The following is a 19,938-nucleotide window of genomic DNA, read 5'->3' on the forward strand; positions in this document are numbered from 1 at the left end:
TTTGATCGTGAAAACTAGCCTAGTTGGTGAGAGGAAATACCCATTATCTGAAGTGATTGATGTTGTTAATGTGGCAAAAATAACCTATCTGATAACACGTCAAGGCTCAGAACAACTCGCTTATAAAATACCCACTAAATATAGTTATGCGATTCACAGCTGGCTAATACCTTTTTTAAACAAGTGACTTTTTTCAAAATTAACGAATGACCCATAGACTTCAGTCTCGCAAGTACATTTTATGCACTTTCTAAGAAACTCTTCATATAAATCGAGGGTTAACAAGTCTAACTTCCATCAAAATACACCCGAAAGGGTAATACAGCGAGCGATAACTTTAGGATAAGATCATGGCGTAAAACTAAAGTTTTATTTTTAGCGAATAAGATTACATCTCATTGTTATGCTTTTTTGTCTAAATTAACATTCGCTCCTTCATGGACGTTTTACTGTTGATATAAAGGACTATTTAAATGAAATACGCTTCACTTTCTGCCTTAACACTTGCTGCGATTCTTACTGGTTGTGCTTCAGATCCTGGCCCTCGTATGGCACTCGAAAAAACGGTCGAAGTAGATGGTACAGAGCTCAAATTTAACGGCAGTTATCATGACAAGAAAAATATTTTGATCTTAACTGTAAACGGCGACCCCATTATGCAAGGTCGTTTCCCCCCTTACACTCCAACTCAAAACTTAAACGCAAAATACAAAGATTTTGCTGTACGCAGCCATTGTTATTTTGGTTCAGTGTTAGGTAATCAAGGCGGCGCCTTTGGTGCCATCGCTGCTGTCGTGCAATCTTCAAAGAGCAGTACGGCCGATAAATGCGAGTTATATGTCAATGAAAAGTTAGTCGATAATTTATATTTCTAAATTTAGGCTTAACGATTAATCAGGGGGCTTGTTTCCCCCTGAAGTGATATCTCATGCCGCGTCGATTATTACCCATCTTTTATAACCTTGGTTGTTTGAATCACTTTTGTGGGCTACCTGTATTGATACTCATCAATCAAGGCTAAATTGACTATATAAACAGGGAAGCTAATGGCAATTAAGCAATTATTAAAGCTAGTACTCTACCGCGGTTTCACAGATAAACAATTTAGCTCGGCTAATAGTGATTATGTTTGTTATCACAGCAATGACATACAGTAACGAGCTACTCGCAATCTCGACCCGCGATGCCATCCTACATTTCAAACAAGATACCAGCACTATCGTCGAGCAATCCCATCTACTCAGTAAACAACATGCTCAGCAAATGGAATTGTTATCACAAAAGCTAGACGAGACTCAAAGCGCAAAAATCGTGCTACAAAGCGAATTTATTGGCGACATGACACAGACTGCCGAGCAAATGTTAGCGCTAGCCAACCAGTATTTACCCCATTATCAGCATTTTCTCGCAAACATCGACAAAGACAGTCACTGCTATCAACCCGAGCAATTAGTGCAATTTAAACAAACTACAGCAGAGCTGCAAGACTATGTCGATAACATCGACTCCCTAGTAACGACAAGAGATGAAGCTGAAGCGTTCTCGGCATTAATGGCGTTCAATCTTGGTCAAACTCAGGTCAATATGGTTGTAGACATGTTTGAGGTGGCTAAATTCTGCTATCTGTCTGAGGCCCTTCCCTCTTTGGTTGAAAACGTTCAAAGTGTCGAGATGGAAATGGTTGAGAAACTAATACAACATGGGGAGACAGATGAATTTACTGACGCGACATCGCAGGCGGATCTAACAAGGGCGACTGAGCCTCAATTACAGCAGCCACAAAATAAATCTGTTGAAACACTGACGCTAAGCTATGAATTTACGGCTAATGATCTCCCTTATTTTAACGATCTTAGCTATCTTGAAGTCCACGATATTTCTCAACTCAAACAACTTACGCTGACCAATCAACTCAGTATTAATGAACAGCTTAAGTTACAGCTGCCAGATGCAGTATTAGCAGATATAAGCCAACCATACCAAGCCCGTATTACTGGTGTTGTCGAGACCGACAATGAGCGAGTCACCCTAGATATATTACTGGTGCGCTCGCCGTCATATTCCATCGATTCAATGACATTTAACGATCCACAAATAGCAAGCTGTGTAGAAGCTGCGGCTAAGCAGCTTCAATTAAGTAACAGCAATGAACTTACCCAGCTTAACTGCCGTTTGTCATCGACAGTAAATCTTCAAGACCTGAAAAAATTCAAACAACTGCAAACAGTCAATTTAAAGGGCGGGAAAATCAATGATTTATCTCCCTTATCGAGCTTAGCGAAATTAGAGATACTCAACCTAGAGCAGAGTCAGATAGCAAAATTTGGCGATATTAGCCAACTTTCAGCTAACCTGATGCTTTCAAATATCGACACTCAAGATTGGCAGGCATTAGCACATAGCCAAGCTAGCTCTATCTCGATCATGAACATGACAGATTGCTCGCGGTTAGCCCCTTTAGCACATCAGCCTGGTGTCGCCTTAATGTATAAAGGACTTGACCCCAATCAGATGATGGCGCTAATGCAAAGCATAGACGAGGGCAACAAATCACTGACAGTGTTAACAGATTGCCCTGCCCCCAAAAACTAATAAGCAAACAGCTAAGCAGCAAAAGTTAAACCTTAAAAAATAGCTCTAAGAAACTAAGTGGCATAGATAATCAATTGCCTTTAGTCCATAAACTGTAAAAGGAAATACAATGATAAAAAAACTATTATTAGCGCTATGTTGTACTTTAGCCGTCAGCGCTCAAGCAGAGCCAGAGCAACAGCCCTTCGCACCGCTTGCCGATAGTAAAGTTTATAAAAAGCAGACTCGTCATTATATTCCGTTCGCCTTTATCTCAGGTATTGATAAGGGGGAATATCAAACTCAAACTTATGCCGGACAGCTAAAACGCACCTATTATGAACTTCCCAGCAGCTATGACCCTAGCCATGCCGTTAATAACTATAAAGCACAAATAATAAAGTTAGGAGGCAACATACTATTTGAATGCCAGCTAGATGCTTGTGGTAACAAGAACAAACTTTCGAAACAAATTAGTCCGCTTAACGATATTCCGAAGAACTCACCGGCTTTACTCACGGCTAAGCTCCCCCTTAAAAACAAACAAGTTTACCTCTCAGTCTATGCGGCTAATTGGCACAATGGTGCTGGGCTGCAACTGGATATTATCGAGGAGATAGATGAGCCACTGGATTTATTAACAACCAATCAAGCCTATCTCGGCGCGGTGGTAGAACAAGAGTCATTTAAAGACAGAACGAACAAGGATGCACAAGGCGCTAGCGATCATCCCATGATAGCCAGACTGCCCGGAGCCTATATTCAAGATTACCTACAACAAGGATTTGGCCAAACCTTAGTGTTTGATGGCATAGACAAGGACCAACACAAAATCAAATCCCTTGAAGGTAAGATCACCGATATAAACTACAAACTTCCTCGCGGTTATTCTGAATATGAGGTCAATGCTAATTACAAGGCGCCGTTAGAAAAACTCGGTTTTGTGCGTGGGTTTCACTGCCAAGGTAATGAATGCGGTAAATCACGAAAAATTCATCAACGCATCAAAACCTTTGCACATATTGGACTGGATGAAAACCAGTTTTATTCTCTCTATAAATTAGCTCGCCCTGAGGGTACTGTGCATGCCATGGTCTACATTACAGGTTTCGAGAATGGCCTATGGAGCGAGCTTAAACTTATTGAAGAAACCAGCCTTATAGATGATAGATTAGTTATTGATCTAAAAGGCCTAACTGACAAGATTGCGCAAACTGGTCACGTGGCACTAGACGGCCTATTGTTTAAGTTTGATAGCGATGAAATGCTACCAGAGGCCGCCGAAGTGATAACGATTGTGGCAAGCTATCTTAAGGCTAACCAGAAGCAAGACTTCTATGTTATCGGCCACACCGATGACCAAGGTAAACAGAGCTATAACCAAGTGTTATCTGAAAAGCGGGCTAAGGCCGTGGTGCAATCACTGACCAGTCAGCACGGTATAAACAAACAACAGCTTACCGCCAAGGGTATAGGCGAATACTCCCCAGTTGCCAACAATAGTAACGACGCAGGCAAGCAACTCAATCGCCGTGTCGAGTTGGTACTTCGCTCCGATAATAAGTAACCAGTACTCAGATTTAAAATACTAATCGGAGTAACTTAAGGTGTGCGCTGAACAGTCGTTGGGCGTACACCTATTGCAGTACAAATATCCTAGTTTAGTTGTACTTTCAGCCAATCACCTTGCAAGTTTAGCTTCTAAAGGGTGATGTGGAACATGTTGGTACAATGCTGTTGTAAGGCGGTTTTGGTTGTTTGAAACACGATTGGTTATTAAAACTATCACATATAACTCGTCAACGTGTGCGTGATGATGTAGCGAAATATATGAAATATTACAATGCAGAACGGCTTCACTCGGCAAATGCTGATCTATCACCAATAGATTTAGAAATCTCTTTTAGAAAAGAGTCCGGTTGGAGTTGATTAGAACACGATTAAGCAAAATGAGTTTTTAAGCTGCTCTTAAAAGTGGTAATCAAGTGGTTCAATGTCGGCAAAAGCTGCTGCTTGCCGATCTTTATCTGACAATAATGGTCTCGCAGTTAATGGCCAGTCAATATTCAAATCAGCATCATTCCATAAAATGGCTTTTTCTGATGATGCATCATAAAAATCAGTACATTTATAAACAAAATCGGCATAGTCACTTAGCACATAAAAGCCATGTGCAAATCCGGCGGGGATCCAAATTTGTCTTTTATTATCTGCAGATAAATACTCTCCCACCCACTGCCCATAAGTTGGCGAGCCTTTGCGAATATCCACTGCGACATCAAACACTTCACCAGCTGTCACCCAAACGAGTTTACCTTGAGTATGTTGCTGCTGATAATGCAAGCCTCGCAAGGTTCCTTTAAACGAGCGGGAATGATTATCCTGAACAAACGTTGTCGGCTGACCAGTCACCAATTGCTCGAAGCGTTGCTGATGCCAGCTTTCCATAAAAAATCCACGCTCATCAGCAAAAACCGTGGGCTCAATAAGTTTGATATCGGCTATGGCGGTGTTAATAATCTTCATAAGACGTCTTAATTAGGGTTTCGGTTTCGTCAACGGCTCAAGTGAAAAGTCAGTTGAGCTGACAACAACGCTTAATGCCGCTTGCCAGTCAGATGGCAGCACATCAAATACTTGCGCTATTTTACGACAATCTAAACGTGAGTTCTTGGGTCTTTTAGCCGCTCTTGGGTATGCTTCAGATAATATGCCATTCACTTTGGGCAAAGTATCAATAATATCACCTTGTTTAGCGGCCATAATTATCGCGTCAGCAAAGCCTTTCCAACTGACATAAGGCAAACCACAATAATGATAAATACCATAATGAACAGACGAAACATCATCACCGGAAAGTTTATTAATCAGCACCTCTATCACTTTGGCGATATCACCCGCATAGGTTGGGCCGCCAATTTGATCGTCAACAATATCCAACTGCGAATGGTTTTTCGCTAGCGTTAAAATTGTCCTGACAAAATTTTGTCCATGTTCAGCAAAAACCCAGGCTGTGCGGATAATAATGTGCTTGGTACAGCTTTGCTGAATGGCTAACTCTCCCGCCAGCTTACTTTGTCCATACACATTAATAGGATGAGGTAAGTCTTGCTCGGTATAGGCCGCGTCAGACTCACCTGAAAACACATAATCAGTAGAAAGGTGGAACAATACCGCATTAATTTTTTCAGCGGCTAACGCTAAATATTGTGCGCCATCATGATTAACCAGATTGGCCTGAGCTTCATCGTTTTGTGCATTATCAACTGCCGTATAACCCGCGGCATTGATAATGATATCAGGCTTTACTTCATCAATGATTTCGTAGACTTTAGCTAACTGAGTAATATCCAGTTGTTTGTGGGTGTAGGCATATAAATCGACTTTACCTGCTAACTGTTTAACAATCGATACGCCAACAGCACCAGCTGCGCCAGTTAGCATTACCTTGACAGTACTAGGGGCTTTGATTGGTATCTTATGCAGGGTTTTAGATGTCTCGACAGATACGCCTTTATTTTCTATGTCAGATATCATTGAGTGAGCAACTTAGCCAAATATTGACCATAAGCGTTGTTTTTCATCGAATGGGCAATTGCAGATAATTGCTCATCTGTTAGCCAACCTTTTCGCCAAGCAATCTCTTCTAAACAAGCCACTTTCAAGCCCTGAACATTTTCAATGGTTTGCACAAAACCTGACGCCTCATGCAAACTTTCATGGGTACCGGTATCTAACCAGGCAAATCCCCGGCCTAACAGTGCCATATTCAAGTTGTTATCAGCTAAATAGCGATTATTAATATCGGATATTTCAAGCTCACCTCGTGCAGAAGGTTTTAATGCTTTAGCAAACTCAACCACCCGATTATCATAAAAATATAAACCAGTTACCGCATAATTGGATTTAGGTTGTAGCGGTTTTTCTTCAACTGATAAAACGTTCAAATGACGATCAAACTCTACAACGCCAAAGCGTTGAGGATCTTTCACTTGATGGGCAAAAATGGTTGCGCCAATAGGTCTATTAGCTGCATCTTGCAATGTTTGACTGAATGATTGACCATAAAAAATGTTATCACCAAGCACTAAGCATACTGAACTATCACCAATAAAATGTTCACCAATGATAAACGCTTGCGCTAAGCCATCCGGTGAAGCTTGAACCGCATAGGTTAATGAAATACCAAAATCACAGCCATCACCGAGTAAACGCTTAAAACTGGCTTGGTCTTCTTGGGTGGTAATAATAAGTACGTCACGAATGCCTGCAAGCATCAAAACAGATAAAGGATAATAAATCATAGGCTTATCATAAATCGGTAATAACTGCTTCGATACGCCACGAGTTAATGGATAAAGGCGTGTACCTGAACCTCCTGCAAGAATAATTCCTTTCATAAAACCTCATCCACCATCACTAAAAGTAAAACACCTGGTGCGATTATACTTAAGTCAGGCACCATCGACGACATATAGCAGCTTAATTACCTATGTTCTGTAATTAAAGACTTAAGCTTCTAACTAAAGACCTAAGCGTTCCCGCTGATAACTGCCATCTTGAACTTGCTTACACCAAGCCCTATTTGCTAAATACCACTCAACTGTTTTGCGGATGCCTGAAGTAAAGGTTTCTTGTGGTGACCAGCCTAGTTCAGTGGCAATTTTAGTGGCATCTATGGCATAGCGTCTATCATGCCCAGGCCTGTCGGTAACATAAACAATTTGCTCCGCATAAGGGGCCGATTTGGGCACAAGCTCATCCAGTACTGCGCAAATTTCGGTGACCACTTCAATATTGCGTTTCTCATTATTGCCACCAATATTATATGTTTGCCCTACTTCGCCTTCGGTTACCACCTTAAGTAATGCGCGAGCATGGTCGTCGACATACAACCAATCACGGATCTGATCGCCTTTGCCATAAATGGGTAAAGGTTTCCCTTCAAGCGCATTTAATATAACAAGAGGGATAAGTTTTTCAGGGAAATGATAAGGGCCATAATTATTCGAACAATTTGATACCAAGGTGGGTAAACCGTATGTGCGATGCCAAGCTCGCACCAAGTGATCACTCGCCGCTTTTGAAGCTGAGTAAGGACTACTCGGCGCATAAGCAGTTTGCTCGGTAAACAATGGTAAGTCAGCTTGATCTATTTCATCAGGGTGGATTAAATCGCCATACACTTCATCAGTCGAGATATGATGAAATCGAAATGCATGCTGTTTTTGTACGGTTAAGGTTTGCCAATACTGACGACTAACCTCTAATAGGTTGTAGGTGCCAACAATGTTGGTTTGAATAAAGTCACTCGGGCCAGTGATTGAGCGATCAACATGGCTTTCGGCAGCTAAATGCATCACAGCATCCGGTTGATGCTGTTCAAATACTTGTTGCAGCCTAGCTTGATGACAAATGTCGACTTGCTCAAAACTATAGCGGCTATCTTGATCAATAGACTTTAATGACAATAAATTGCCAGCATAGGTTAACTTATCAACATTCACCACACTGTGAGTCGTGTGCTGGATCAAATATCGAATGACGGCTGAACCAATAAAACCAGCTCCGCCGGTGACTAAAATGTTCAATGAAAAACTCAATAGGTAAAAATGCAATTAACTTGATTATAATAGAGTTTCAGGCAGGAATGATTGATTTATTCTGTGTTCAATATGATATTAAAAACAGGGCATACTTAAACGCCCCATATTAACCAAGCTTACTTGGCCACAAAACCGTGATCTGTCAAAGTGTAAAAGTAAGCCATGCGCGTCAATTTGCAAATTACAAAGCTGGCTCTTTGTAAAGCGTATAAACCTTCTGTTCAGTCGCACTGTCATCATTAACAAGAACAAGGCGGTTTTCAGCAACAAAATAACGCATCTCTTTTATGGTGATCTCATTGCCTGCTGAATTCCAGGATATTTCACCTTCGTCCATAACCGTTGCGCTCATTTTGCCGATGTAACTTAAACTTTGCATATAAGTCCCATCATGTTTCAGTTCTAAAAAAACGTCAGTACCTTCACAATCCGCACATGGAACGGTTCCTTTATATATTCCATTCCAATCTAAAGATGTTCTTGCGGTGTCGGCGTTGATGCTGGTCGTTTCATCCGGCCCAGCAACGGTATTTGGGCTATCACATCCTGTTAATACTGCACCGCACGCTATTAATAATACGGTTAAAAGTCTCATTTATCACTCACATCTTTATTGATATCAATTCAGGCTAGGGGCAAACGATTAATCCATTGATTTGTCGTTTGCCCCATTCATCTTGTATTTAATATAGCTGACAATCACCATTAATTAAGTTGGATTATCGCCTCTAAGGTAAGCTTGATCATCTCGTTCAAGGTTTGCTGGCGCTCTTCTGCCGTTAAATGTAAACCCAGTCTTAGATGATCGGTTACTGTCATCATGGCTAGCGCATTTGCACCGTATTCAGCAGCAACACCGTAAAGTCCTGCCGCTTCCATTTCAACGCCCAAAATACCATATTTTTCCATTAAATTATAACGTTCTTCATCTGCGCTATAAAATAAATCTGAGGAATATAAGTTACCTACGTGATAGCTTACATCTTGCTTCTCAGCGGCTTCTACGGCTAATCGAAGTAAATTAAAGTCGGCTATCATGGCAAAATCGGTATTAGGAAAACGGCTGCGATTAACGGCAGAATCCGTGCTTGCTCCCATCGCCATAACGACATCCATTAGCTTAATTTTATTGCTTACCGCGCCGCATGATCCGATGCGAATGATATTCTCGACATTATATTCTGTAATTAATTCTTTCGCATAAATCGAAATGGAAGGGATCCCCATGCCTGAACCCATCACCGAAATCGGTTTCCCTTGATATTCACCGGTATACCCAAGCATGTTTCTAACATCGGTTACCAGTTTCGGATTATCCAAAAAGTGCTCGGCAATATATTTGGCACGTAAAGGATCACCAGGCATTAACACGGTTTTTGCAAAAGCGCCCTGAGGTGCATTGATATGTGGGGTCATGATATCTCTCCTAACAGACCCGCCAAGTGTCATGATCCTGGCGGGATAATGTAATTAGCCCGCTAAACTGAATAGCAAACCAGCAATAGTTCCACTCATTAAATTTGCTAACGCAGCAGCAATTAAGGCTTTAAAGCCTATTTCACTTAAATCATGTCGACGTTCGGGACACAGTGCCGCTAACCCACCAATCACCATGGCAAGAGAGCCTAAGTTAGCAAAGCCACATAACGCAAAACTGATAATAATTTGAGTTTTCTCTGATAATTCAGGCGCAACTTTTAAAAAGTCGACGTATGCAATAAACTCGTTGATCACCATTTTCTGGCCAATAAATGATGCTGCTTGGGTTGCCTCACTCCAAGGCACCCCCATTAACCACGCTAAAGGCGCAAATAAATAGCCTAAAATGCCCTGCAGCGTTAAATCGGCATAACCAAACCAAGAGCCAATATTACCGACAAAACCATTAATCAACGCAATAAGGCCAACAAAGGCAATCAACAATGCAGATACAGCCAACACTTGTTGCATACCCATCGCGGCACCATTGGCTGCCGCATCAAGTACATTACTTGGCTTATCCTCTTGTTCATCCATCACTTGCTTTATGTCATTACGGGGCTTTTCCGTTTCAGGCCACATCAACTTGGCAAATAATAATCCCGCTGGAGCCGTCATGAATGCTGCGGTAAGCACATACTTAATATCAACCCCCATCTGGATGTAACCAATCATAGTGCCACCCGCAACCGATGCTAAACCACCTGTCATTACGGCAAACAGTTCAGAGCGAGTCATGTGTTTAACAAAGGGACGCACCATAGAAGGGGCTTCAATAGGCCCGACAAAGATATTTGCTGTAGCAGATAATGATTCAGCATGGCTTGTGCCTAATAATTTAGATAAACCGCCGCCAATCAGGCCAATAATTAACTGCATTATGCCAAGGTAATACAACACCGCGATTAATGAACTGATAAAAACCACCACAAACAGCACATTAATAACGAAGATAAAGCCAAGACTGTAAGTCGCTAAACCGCCAAATATGAAGCTTAAACCTTCATTGGCATAGTTAATGACATGCATGACACCACCAGACACGGCATCTAATACCCTTTCTCCCAAGGGGACATACAGTACAAACGCACCAAAAGCGACTTGTAAAGCAAGTGCGCCTATTACCGTTCTTGGGTTAATGGCACTGCGACGTTCCGAGAATAAAATCGCTAAACCTATTAAGGTCATCATACCGACCAAACTGATGAAAACTTCCATACATTTTTGACTCATTAATCTTAGAATAAGTCGCAGTGTACGAAATAAAAACGCAGACTCAAGTGCTTAACCTTGCAAAAACAACAAAATATGAACTTTTATTATCCACTTGATATTAATCAACAAAAAATCAAAATATCGCAAACAACCCCATCACAACACATGATCAGTACCATTCTAAAAAAACCAAACATCACCACCAAAGCCTTAACACATAACAAACACCCCAGCACTTTAAATAACATGCAGATTGAGTGCGCCAAAGAGTGATAAACCGCTAAAACACCTAAAATACAGAATATAAATTACATAAATGAAATTAAATTCCATAAAGTTGGCTGAGGTTAAAGAGCCTGGATAATGTGTTATGTTCGCAGGGCTGACTGGCTTATACAGAATTGGGGTTTTAGCTGGGTTTTAGCTGGGTTTTAGCTGAATTTTAGCTAGAGGTTTACTGAATTTTGACTGGGCTAAGTCAGTTAAATCCGCAGACTTTAATCACCTCGTGATAGCGTTATGAAGGTGTTGGCAAACTTTAAAGGCTATAAGGCTTAATTCATTTTACCTGAAGAGTCACTTCTCCCCACAATGTAAATTCTGGCATGTTTTGGCGGTCATTATCCGATCCCCATTTATTATTGAGCGCCTATTTACAAACAGTTAGATTAACCGGGCTGTTGGTGTACAACTGCGAGTAAATACCTGCGAAGCCGCAATAAAAATGCCTGCCAGTTGATATCTGGCAGGCATTAAACCGTCAAGCTTACCTAGATGAGTTATTTACATCAGTAATAAGCGACTGCAGTGATCGATTAATTTATTGCTTAGTCCACGCATCTTGCCAGTATTGACCACTTGGCGCGTAGGCCGCATTACTGCACCAACCGCTGTATGGCCAAGGCTTACATTGGTAAAGTCCGCCGTCGAAGCTAACAATATCACCGGCCGCATAATTGTGTCCTGGAACATATTCAGGGTATTCTGAGTTTGATTCTACTAACTGAACGGCAAACTGCTGCTCTGACACTAATTCATGGCTATCTTTCACCGTTCCATAAACATGTAATTGGTAACTGCCAGCAACCACATTGTATGACTCAACAGGAATAGTTTTGCTTACATTATCAACAATTTCGCTATGATATGAGTAAGTTAATCCTTCACTGTTATACAGTTTTACATGAACTAAAATTTCAGCGTTGGTTTGCACATTGACATTAAATGCTATCGCACCATCGTTAATGATGTACTCGGAACTCACGCCGCTAACAGTAATACTCGGCTTGCCAGGCACGGGTGGCAACAGGTCTTCACACTCGCTATCGCCTTTTACTTTCCACACGCCCCACTCACCGGTTTTGCCCGGCTCTTCACTACGCGTCCACCAACCCGCTTGCCAAATTTTGTCGCCATGGGTAACTTGTTCGCCACCAGTATACACTTGGGTAGCAGACCACAAATTATCGACTTCACACTCACCATTTTCAGCGACCACAGTCACAGCACGGTTGATACGAGTTGTTTGTTTAGCACTGTCGGTTACTTGATAAGTTAAAGCATATTTACCGACTTTTTGGGTATCGACTTCACCTTCAACCACAATACTTGAGGTTAAGTCACCATCTTCAGCATCAAATGCTGTTACGCCAGCAAGCGCATCAAAATCACTGAATTGCTGCACAGTTACCGCTTCAACGCCTACAAATACTGGTTTTTCGCTGTATACCTCAATGGTACGAACTTGCTCAGTTAGATTATCATCAGAATCAAGCACACTGTAAGTCAGTGGATACAAGCCTAAACGGCTGCTATCAACATACCCTTCAACACTGATTTTTGAGGTTAAATCGCCATCTTCCGCATCGTGCGCTTCTACGCCTAATAATGGGTCAAAGCTGCTGTTGTGTTTAACACGCGCATTCGTTAATCCAGTGAAGAATGGTTTGCCATCTTCAGGTACAACAGGTGGTAATTCTTGTGAATGAATATATGGGCCATAGGTTTTAATGAAAGATTCATCATATTGCTGACCACTAGCACTTTGGCCCATGTCCCAGTTTACCGACCATGTCATCACCCCGCGCAGTGGTTGCGACTGAGCTTTTAGCGCATCAAAAGCATTAAATAATGCTTGTGGTTGACTCACAAAACCCGTTGCGGCTGCATCGTTATTGGTTGGAATACCAAACACTAACTTGTCATGGGGGATCTTATAGTAACCACGAGTGCCATTAATTAACGAGTCAGAAATATAGTAAACAAACTCTTCTTTTAAGTTGTCATTGTTTTGTGCAATCCAACCTACACCATCAATCCATAGCCCATCGCCACCTTGGTTATAAAACTGTGGGTTAACCCAATCATAATAACCTTCTAAACCTCTTAGATATGGCACGTAATGACCATTTGAGGTCAAATACGGAAACTCCGGCGCCATCGTAATTAAGAAGTTTTTACCTTCAGTGCGATAATGATCTTTCACTATTCGAAGCGCGGCAGGAATAACGGTTTGGTTATCCGCTGCAGTGATGGCAGCTTGCTCTAAATCGATGTCTAAGCCGTCAAACCCATACAGATCCGTTAAGCGAATAATTTCAGCAGCAAAGGCATCTTCATCACCAGTTTGCATTTCAATATGCGCATCTGCGCCGCCTAAGGCTAATAATACTGAGCGACCTTGTTGGTTTAGTTCGGCAATTTGTGCGATAAATTCGGCTTCAGACAAGCCAATTGTTGGGTCAAGTTTGAATGTCGGTATACGGCCATCAGCCGTATTGAACACTTTCATAAAAGACACATTAACCACATTGTACATAGGATGTACTTCAGCTAACTCAACACACGGCGCCACACCGCCTTTATAGCCTGCACCATCACACCAATTGTGCCAGTAACCCACAACAACACCAGCTTGAGGATTAACTATCGGTGCGGCTTGCACTTGGATACTTAACGCAGAAAATGCCACACCTATAACAGCTGCCAACTTACTTTTTGCAAACATAATTTAGAACCTCTACAAACTCATCATTTACTAGCATGAATATCATGTTGAATTAAGGCTTACTTCTGCAGGTCAATTGCTAGAACTATTCATTCAGATTGTGATTAAAATATTTTTAGCAAACCGCCATGCTTAGGTTGATGGCGACAACTAGCTTGAAAAACGCCGGACGCATAAATGAAATCGTTAAGCGATCCATTTACCCAGCCCTTTTTAGCGGACTGATCAGGGATTATAGTAGTTTAAATACCCAAGATGACAACGCTGTCAAAAAATAGTAAACGTCAAAAAAACGCTAAATTACAATGTTTTGGTAAGATGTATTAATAGGCTCAGGCTATAGCCGATGCGCCATAGATTTGACATTATTGAAGGGAGAAGAAATGACAATTAACGCCCCAGAAGAACGTAAAGCCAGCAGGAGCAACTAATCTAAAAGCCATTTTAAACAAAGAATGGGTGATCAATAGACCATGATTGATGGAAGATTTAATGACAAAATATTAACGCCAAACACTTTGCTTAACGCTGAACTGGCCAATTGTTAGCGCCTCGTTAACTCATCTGATGAGTAAAAAGGCATGATTAACTGTAGATTATTTAATCAGTGTCAAATTTTAATCGGCTTCAAGATCCGAGAATTTCAACTGTATCGCAATGCCAAATCATTCGGCGTAAAAAAATGCCCCGTCTTTTTAGACGGAGCACTTGGCGCTATTCGGTAGATCTGCTTATGTATCAAGACTACCGAGCATTGGCGAATGAAATAAGCAGCATCTTCCGACTGGGCAGTGAATGGTCACTGTTACCTATTTAAAAGGAAAATGTTTAAAAAAATCATCGAAATCAATCTCTGACATGAATTCGTTAAAATCTGCCATCTTAGTAAAAGGGGGTTGACGACGCTCATAACGGTCCGATAATTGTTTGTTAAGCTGTTTCATATTCTTACACTGCTTAATCATCAAGGCTATTTCATCGCAGGCCTGTTGTAGTTCAGACAAATGGGTCTGTTTTTTCTCATCCATAATTTTTTTACTACGCCCACCTAATTTTCGCCAAACCATATTCTCAATATTCGGCTCGTATTTTAGGTGGTGATACTCATCATCAAGTCGTCTCAATTTTTCATCTATCAATGCCAGCAACTCATTACTGACATCTTCATCTAAATTAAGATCATTATCGGGCACATGCTCTTGATAAAGACTTATGATTGTAAATGCGTCTTTCTCTTTTTTAGCTTGTACTAACATCGCCATTAATTCACTTTTGTGCAGTTTTAATGCAGCATTAGGCTCTTTATCAGGGTGTAAGATGTTAGCAAGTTTTTTGTAGCATTTTCTCAATAAGCTGGCATCAAAAAGGTCTTTTAATTTCTTTTGGTGTTTTTTGTGCGATTGCTGAAAATGTTGGAAATAATCACTATTAATAAAGTCATCTTCGATGTCTTCAAATAATCCTTCATCAAATTCTGCTTCAGCATCGGCCTCAGCTTCGTTTTCACGACTAGCTAACAATGTTTCAATGTAATCATGAAACTGACGCGGTTCACGAATAAATTCAGCGAGCTGCTCATCAGAGAAATTATCCTCAATATCGAGTTCAGCTAACAAATTACGCATTTCAAGAATATGTAATGGATCTACAGTTCCATCTTTATCCATGACATTGACAGTATCCAGAAGCGAGTCAGTATATTCTTTACGCAGCGCTTGAGATAATCCTTCAGGTGAAAATGGATGTTCATATAGGCTATCAATATTAGATTCAATCCATATATTTAGCTCCTCTCGCTGCCATTCTGTAAATGATTTGCGAGAAACAAACCCCATCAAATGACGAGTTTGGTCTACTATCATCTCACAAAACTTAACCTCAAAAGGTAAAATATCTTTTTGAAATTGCTTGTTAAAATCATCTAATTTCTTTCTGAACTTCAGATTGCGAGTCTGCTTTTTTTCAACTTGCGCCCACTTATTACTAAAAGCACTTTCTTTTTTCTGATTTTTTTTTGTTTAATAGTATTAAGCATAATTTCTAGATCGCCGTAGAAGTAAAAGCCAAAATTTTTCTGTTCATTTGATCATACCAAAGTACGCTAATCATGTATTTAGCAATTTGTGCGCGGCATTGGTACAGTATGCCTAGCGCTTGATACTGCTTTTGCGCTGTCTTTTTCACATGCTAACGGCCACTCCGAAGGTAAATAATACCGCTAATGTCGGCTAGCACTCGGGTGTAGTGCAAAGCATTAAACTTGTCTTAGTTACTGCCTGCAAACTCGCTGATGCTTATATTTACAGGAAACTGAGCAACGGCAAACTCAGGCAATAACTCACTGGCCTGTTTAACTAATTTAGTCGGTAAGTTGCTTTTACTTGTGGCTTTGAAGGAGCCTTCTGCGCCATGGCTTCATCAAGAATGAGGGCTAAATAGCGCATCACTGGGCTGATAGAAAGAGAGTCGGGTGTGCTGATTGTCACCCACTGTAATTCAGCAAAAGGTGCATAAAGCCAATTGGCCATTTGCGTTGGCGTCACGCCTCAAAAATCGAGATGAGGTTGATTATTGTGATCCTGCGCCTTGTGCTGCAAAGCTGCGTTGAGTTCATCAAGGCTCAATTTGGGGTTCATTGCCAGCATGGCTTCAGCATCATCGAAGACTTGGGCATGTTGCTTGGAAACGCTGCTCATACTACAACGTTTAAATTTTTTACCACTGCCACAATGGCAAGGATCGTTTCGGCCGAGCTTCATTGCAGTCCCTCCTTATTGTTGTAGAAAAAGCGCGGCATTTTCTTGTTTACGCTGATCCAATGTCTTAGCAATTGCAGATACTGTCGTTTTACAAATCCCTTGTTGCTTCGCAAGATAAGTAAATTGACTGATGGCTTCTGCCACTTCTTTAATTACTTGCCTTGCATCATACCAACTCCCATAACCAGCACTGGTCGCTAGCTTCTGCATCACCTTAAGCGGTGGCGCTTTGCCATAACCTCCGAACGCTGTGGCGTGTGCGTTAAATGGATGTGGGCTGTAGGTAATATCGTAAAAAGGTGCAGGATTCCATTGACCGTCATCCGCTTGCAAAAACGCCCAGTTTTTACTGTGGTCGTCTTGATTAGACGACAGCAGGTTAAAAACGGCACGGCGAAATTGCAGCTGTCCAGCAGCTGGAGACTTACACAGCTGACGGCTGGCTTTGATCAAGTCAATATAATCTAAACTTGGCGTTCGAAAGTCTGCATCCAGCAGCCCGCAAGCGCTGTGCATATGCAAGCGACCTGAACTGCATTTACCAGCCAAATCGGTACGTGCAGCGACATAATCAAAACGTTTGAGCGCCAACCAGGCAGGCGCACCGCTTTTAGTTGGTGCTTCAATGAGTTGCCAAATTGGCGGTTGGCACTTTGCTTGCTCGGCCATTTGCAAATAGACAGCCTCGCACAAACCTTCTTCATGCCCGAGCGCGAGATTTTTAGAGGTAAACTTAATCAGCCAAGCCTCATCTCCAGACTGAGCGAAGGTTCGACAATGCTGAGTTTCCCCAGTAGGCATATAAATCTGCGCCTTGGGTCTTGCTCCACCCGAACTACCACCGACGACTAATGCGGCCAACACCTGTTGAGTATGCCCATCTACCCCATAGTAATTATCATCCATATAATCTGACATTGACGCATCGAACAGCGTTTGCGCTTCTAAGCCCAAGGTTGCTAAATCAATATACGCATGCGTCGTGGCTGAAAATTCAGACAGCGGAGAAAAAGACAAAGCTCCCATCCCTTTATCACCGACAAAGGCCAACCGGTCCATCGCCGTTAATTGATTTGGCAGGATGCTCCGTTGCCGGAAAATACGATCTTGCAACAACATACCCCAACCATCGGGCAAACAATCTCCAAATACGCCATGTACACCTTGATGCGGCGCTTTAGGTGCGGCTTGAACTTGTGTGCTCGCTTGCAAAGTAAACGGTGATAGATTGCCAAACTGCTGCAAATAGCTGTCTGCATACTGGAAAAAAACACCTTGGCGATTCTGCGCCAGGACTCCAACAGATATCTGTTCACCTGAGCTTAACGTACGAGTTACAGTGAGTTTCTGAGTGGGTTTAAAACTCATCTTTTAGCACCTCATCAATACTAGAGGGCATAGTGGCGCGCTCTTTGTTAGGTTGCGTGAGTTGATAAAGCCTATCCAATGAGTCGAGGGTCTGCCATAGCAACAACAATTGGCGAAATGAAATTTGCCCAGTAAGCTCAAACTTCTTAATGGTGGCCGCTGGTACGCAGCTTCGCTCTGCCAATGCCGTTCGTGACAGTTTTGCACGCTTACGTAACTCTCGCAAATAAGTAGCGTAGGCTTGGCTTACATCGGTATCATCAAGTAAGGTGAAATTCATCTTCTACGACCAAATGGATACATTTGTATCCATTATAGCAAAAAAAAACAAAAAATAGACACGATTATACCCATTAACGATAAGGTGTTGAAAATTTACTCGATAAAGCCTATGAAGTATCAAATGTTTATACATTTGACAAAGCAGCGTTAGAAATAGACGGTACTGAGCAACCTTGATAATTGGAAAATAGAGGGAACAGTGAGTAAGGATCTATTTATTAACTCTGTGCGCAATGAAAGGGGTTGAGCCATCTGAACTTTGCTCCCGAAGAATTAATGCGTCTCGGTGTCACATCCAAATAATTATGGCTTTCAATATCCATAATCTTTCCGTACAAGCTGTATCTATTCAAAATTTGAACAACAAGGTAAAAATAAAACGGGCAAAGCGGATATGGTATTAAGCCTTATCCAGAAATTGTACGGTGTAGAGTCACGCATCAAAGATAAAAGTACTGATGAAAAGTACATTGCCAGACAAGAGGCTAGACAGCCTATTATTAGAGAGCTAAAAATATGGCTTGAGCAAAACCAGCCACAATTAGTAGGGAACAGTAAACTCATTGAGGCGGCTAATTACCTGGCGAATCAATGGCACAAACTCATTCGTTATGTTGATGATGGCAGATTGAGCATTGATAACAATCGTGCAGAGCGAGCAGTATAACCGTTTGTGATTGGCCGAAAAAATTGGTTATTCAGTCAGACAGCTAATGGGGCTCATGCTAGTGCCACGCTTTACAGTATAGTCGAAACCGTAAAAGCCAACGACCTATCGTGCATGAATATATCGCCAAGTGCTTGCAAGGTTTGGCATGCAATCCAAGTGAGGTTGATTCATTACTGCCGTGGAATATCAAACAAAGATAAATTGTTAGGTGTCTTTGGCTAGACGCTTCTTTCATCAACTGCGCTGTTTTCTTACGCCCAACAGGGTAATCAAGTGAATTCAAAGCTTTCTGAATACGTCGTTGTCCATAGGTGTTATCGCTAAACTCGGCGATATTCTTCACCCACTGCAACATCTCTTGGTGCTCTGTATCAACAGGAGCCTGAGTGATTGATTATATCAGACTTGGGAATTGGTTCTGTGAAAAAGTACAAGCTGAAAATAAAAATGGAATCGACTTGTAGTTCGTTTTGAGCGCTGTTTAATACCCCTAGGCTTTTCTAGGAGTCAGATAATGTCAAAACTAACAAACCTGTATTTTGGGCTATTCTGCTTTAGTAGCTTTTTGTTCAGCTTGCTTGTGCGTTATAAGGAATAAAGTGATCATTCCAAAACACACTGTAGACGCTAAGCCTACCGCCACAAGTGGCATCCAATAATTTACTGAGTCAGTGAACATATGTGGGCTCATATCAATATTCCATATTTTGATTATAACGCTAGCTTAATAAATATTCAAAAATAACAATTCCGTTCAAGTTCAAAGACTGTAAGCAATAGGATGGACTCTTCCTCAACGGTATTGTCCCAGCACGCCCCACATCCCCCATGCTACCTCTACAGTTCAACTGCTTTAATAAACGTCGCTAACCTTTACTGGTATATTGAGAGCAATCGTTGACATGCTCCCCGCCGTGAACGACGGGGATTCCTGAATACAGGCGATAATAAATTACTCTATTATCTACTTTCTGCTGCTGA

The 19,938-nt window shown here is 41.5% G+C and carries 17 protein-coding genes and 3 pseudogenes; 5 read left to right on the top strand and 15 right to left on the bottom strand.

Going from position 1 to position 19,938, the window contains the following annotated elements; all coding sequences use genetic code 11:
* The first annotated feature begins 473 nt into the window (after nucleotides 1-473).
* From NE535_RS07900 to NE535_RS07915, 4 genes and pseudogenes are all read left to right on the top strand, one after another.
* Complete coding sequence (locus NE535_RS07900) at nucleotides 474-875, top strand: hypothetical protein (RefSeq protein WP_261298103.1); 402 nt, start codon at nucleotides 474-476, stop codon at nucleotides 873-875.
* 250 nt (nucleotides 876-1,125) lie between these two features.
* Nucleotides 1,126-2,592 (top strand): leucine-rich repeat domain-containing protein, encoded by a 1,467-nt coding sequence (locus NE535_RS07905; protein ID WP_261298104.1) that lies wholly within the window; start codon nucleotides 1,126-1,128, stop codon nucleotides 2,590-2,592.
* Nucleotides 2,593-2,701: 109 nt separating this feature from the next.
* A complete protein-coding gene (locus tag NE535_RS07910; protein WP_261298105.1) occupies nucleotides 2,702-4,138 on the top strand; it encodes an OmpA family protein in 1,437 nt (478 codons plus the stop codon).
* A gap of 148 nt (nucleotides 4,139-4,286) precedes the next feature.
* Nucleotides 4,287-4,500 (top strand): annotated as a pseudogene (locus NE535_RS07915) (integrase core domain-containing protein); the annotation flags it as partial.
* Between the two features lie 39 nt (nucleotides 4,501-4,539).
* Here NE535_RS07915 and rfbC read toward each other — a convergent pair.
* From rfbC to NE535_RS07985, 13 genes are all read right to left on the bottom strand, one after another.
* Complete coding sequence (gene rfbC / locus NE535_RS07920; protein ID WP_261298106.1) at nucleotides 4,540-5,097, bottom strand: dTDP-4-dehydrorhamnose 3,5-epimerase; 558 nt, start codon at nucleotides 5,095-5,097, stop codon at nucleotides 4,540-4,542.
* A gap of 12 nt (nucleotides 5,098-5,109) precedes the next feature.
* Nucleotides 5,110-6,108 (bottom strand): dTDP-4-dehydrorhamnose reductase, encoded by a 999-nt coding sequence (gene rfbD / locus NE535_RS07925; RefSeq protein ID WP_261298107.1) that lies wholly within the window; start codon nucleotides 6,106-6,108, stop codon nucleotides 5,110-5,112.
* Nucleotides 6,105-6,971 carry a glucose-1-phosphate thymidylyltransferase RfbA gene (gene rfbA, locus NE535_RS07930; protein ID WP_261298108.1) on the bottom strand — a complete coding sequence of 289 codons (867 nt, stop codon included), beginning with the start codon at nucleotides 6,969-6,971 and terminating at the stop codon, nucleotides 6,105-6,107. Before rfbA ends, rfbD begins: the two co-directional genes overlap by 4 nt.
* 123 nt (nucleotides 6,972-7,094) lie before the next feature.
* Complete coding sequence (gene rfbB, locus NE535_RS07935; protein WP_261298109.1) at nucleotides 7,095-8,162, bottom strand: dTDP-glucose 4,6-dehydratase; 1,068 nt, start codon at nucleotides 8,160-8,162, stop codon at nucleotides 7,095-7,097.
* Nucleotides 8,163-8,358: 196 nt separating this feature from the next.
* Nucleotides 8,359-8,772, bottom strand: a complete 414-nt coding sequence (locus NE535_RS07940) for a copper resistance protein NlpE (protein ID WP_261298110.1) — start codon at nucleotides 8,770-8,772, stop codon at nucleotides 8,359-8,361.
* 110 nt (nucleotides 8,773-8,882) lie between these two features.
* Nucleotides 8,883-9,596, bottom strand: coding sequence for a purine-nucleoside phosphorylase (gene deoD / locus NE535_RS07945; RefSeq protein WP_261298125.1), 714 nt, complete (start codon nucleotides 9,594-9,596; stop codon nucleotides 8,883-8,885).
* Between the two features lie 51 nt (nucleotides 9,597-9,647).
* Nucleotides 9,648-10,874, bottom strand: coding sequence for a NupC/NupG family nucleoside CNT transporter (locus tag NE535_RS07950; protein WP_261298111.1), 1,227 nt, complete (start codon nucleotides 10,872-10,874; stop codon nucleotides 9,648-9,650).
* Nucleotides 10,875-11,691: 817 nt separating this feature from the next.
* Nucleotides 11,692-13,878: an immunoglobulin-like domain-containing protein gene (locus NE535_RS18675; RefSeq protein WP_280925394.1), complete on the bottom strand. Its 2,187-nt coding sequence runs from the start codon at nucleotides 13,876-13,878 to the stop codon at nucleotides 11,692-11,694.
* An 809-nt stretch (nucleotides 13,879-14,687) separates the two neighbouring features.
* Nucleotides 14,688-15,716 carry a hypothetical protein gene (locus NE535_RS07965; protein ID WP_261298112.1) on the bottom strand — a complete coding sequence of 343 codons (1,029 nt, stop codon included), beginning with the start codon at nucleotides 15,714-15,716 and terminating at the stop codon, nucleotides 14,688-14,690.
* 516 nt (nucleotides 15,717-16,232) lie between these two features.
* Nucleotides 16,233-16,406 (bottom strand): hypothetical protein, encoded by a 174-nt coding sequence (locus NE535_RS07970; RefSeq protein ID WP_261298113.1) that lies wholly within the window; start codon nucleotides 16,404-16,406, stop codon nucleotides 16,233-16,235.
* Between the two features lie 18 nt (nucleotides 16,407-16,424).
* Entirely contained in the window at nucleotides 16,425-16,637 is a 213-nt protein-coding gene (locus tag NE535_RS07975; protein WP_261298114.1) for an SEC-C metal-binding domain-containing protein, read from the bottom strand.
* A 12-nt stretch (nucleotides 16,638-16,649) separates the two neighbouring features.
* Nucleotides 16,650-18,005, bottom strand: coding sequence for a type II toxin-antitoxin system HipA family toxin (locus NE535_RS07980; RefSeq protein ID WP_261298115.1), 1,356 nt, complete (start codon nucleotides 18,003-18,005; stop codon nucleotides 16,650-16,652).
* Nucleotides 17,995-18,285, bottom strand: coding sequence for a helix-turn-helix domain-containing protein (locus tag NE535_RS07985; protein WP_261298116.1), 291 nt, complete (start codon nucleotides 18,283-18,285; stop codon nucleotides 17,995-17,997). The genes NE535_RS07980 and NE535_RS07985 overlap by 11 nt, the downstream gene beginning before the upstream one ends.
* A gap of 366 nt (nucleotides 18,286-18,651) precedes the next feature.
* Here NE535_RS07985 and NE535_RS07990 point away from each other — a divergent pair.
* Nucleotides 18,652-19,157 (top strand): annotated as a pseudogene (locus tag NE535_RS07990) (IS66 family transposase); the annotation flags it as partial.
* 23 nt (nucleotides 19,158-19,180) lie between these two features.
* Here the strand turns inward: NE535_RS07990 and NE535_RS07995 are convergent.
* Both NE535_RS07995 and NE535_RS08000 read right to left on the bottom strand, forming a co-directional pair.
* A pseudogene (locus NE535_RS07995) lies at nucleotides 19,181-19,324 on the bottom strand (IS3 family transposase); the annotation flags it as partial.
* Nucleotides 19,325-19,501: 177 nt separating this feature from the next.
* Nucleotides 19,502-19,648 (bottom strand): hypothetical protein, encoded by a 147-nt coding sequence (locus NE535_RS08000; RefSeq protein WP_261298117.1) that lies wholly within the window; start codon nucleotides 19,646-19,648, stop codon nucleotides 19,502-19,504.
* Between the last annotated feature and the right edge of the window lie 290 nt (nucleotides 19,649-19,938).

The organism is Shewanella holmiensis (assembly GCF_025370255.1).
GTDB lineage: Bacteria > Pseudomonadota > Gammaproteobacteria > Enterobacterales > Shewanellaceae > Shewanella > Shewanella holmiensis.

Coding starts and splice junctions, on each gene's coding strand:
- NE535_RS07900 (WP_261298103.1), top strand. CDS start 474: ATGAAATACGCTTCACTTTCTGCCTTAACACTTGCTGCGATTCTTACT.
- NE535_RS07905 (WP_261298104.1), top strand. CDS start 1,126: ATGTTTGTTATCACAGCAATGACATACAGTAACGAGCTACTCGCAATC.
- NE535_RS07910 (WP_261298105.1), top strand. CDS start 2,702: ATGATAAAAAAACTATTATTAGCGCTATGTTGTACTTTAGCCGTCAGC.
- rfbC (WP_261298106.1), bottom strand. CDS start 5,097: ATGAAGATTATTAACACCGCCATAGCCGATATCAAACTTATTGAGCCC.
- rfbD (WP_261298107.1), bottom strand. CDS start 6,108: ATGATATCTGACATAGAAAATAAAGGCGTATCTGTCGAGACATCTAAA.
- rfbA (WP_261298108.1), bottom strand. CDS start 6,971: ATGAAAGGAATTATTCTTGCAGGAGGTTCAGGTACACGCCTTTATCCA.
- NE535_RS07940 (WP_261298110.1), bottom strand. CDS start 8,772: ATGAGACTTTTAACCGTATTATTAATAGCGTGCGGTGCAGTATTAACA.
- NE535_RS07950 (WP_261298111.1), bottom strand. CDS start 10,874: ATGGAAGTTTTCATCAGTTTGGTCGGTATGATGACCTTAATAGGTTTA.
- NE535_RS18675 (WP_280925394.1), bottom strand. CDS start 13,878: ATGTTTGCAAAAAGTAAGTTGGCAGCTGTTATAGGTGTGGCATTTTCT.
- NE535_RS07970 (WP_261298113.1), bottom strand. CDS start 16,406: ATGGCCAATTGGCTTTATGCACCTTTTGCTGAATTACAGTGGGTGACA.
- NE535_RS07975 (WP_261298114.1), bottom strand. CDS start 16,637: ATGAAGCTCGGCCGAAACGATCCTTGCCATTGTGGCAGTGGTAAAAAA.
- NE535_RS07980 (WP_261298115.1), bottom strand. CDS start 18,005: ATGAGTTTTAAACCCACTCAGAAACTCACTGTAACTCGTACGTTAAGC.
- NE535_RS07985 (WP_261298116.1), bottom strand. CDS start 18,285: ATGAATTTCACCTTACTTGATGATACCGATGTAAGCCAAGCCTACGCT.
- NE535_RS08000 (WP_261298117.1), bottom strand. CDS start 19,648: ATGAGCCCACATATGTTCACTGACTCAGTAAATTATTGGATGCCACTT.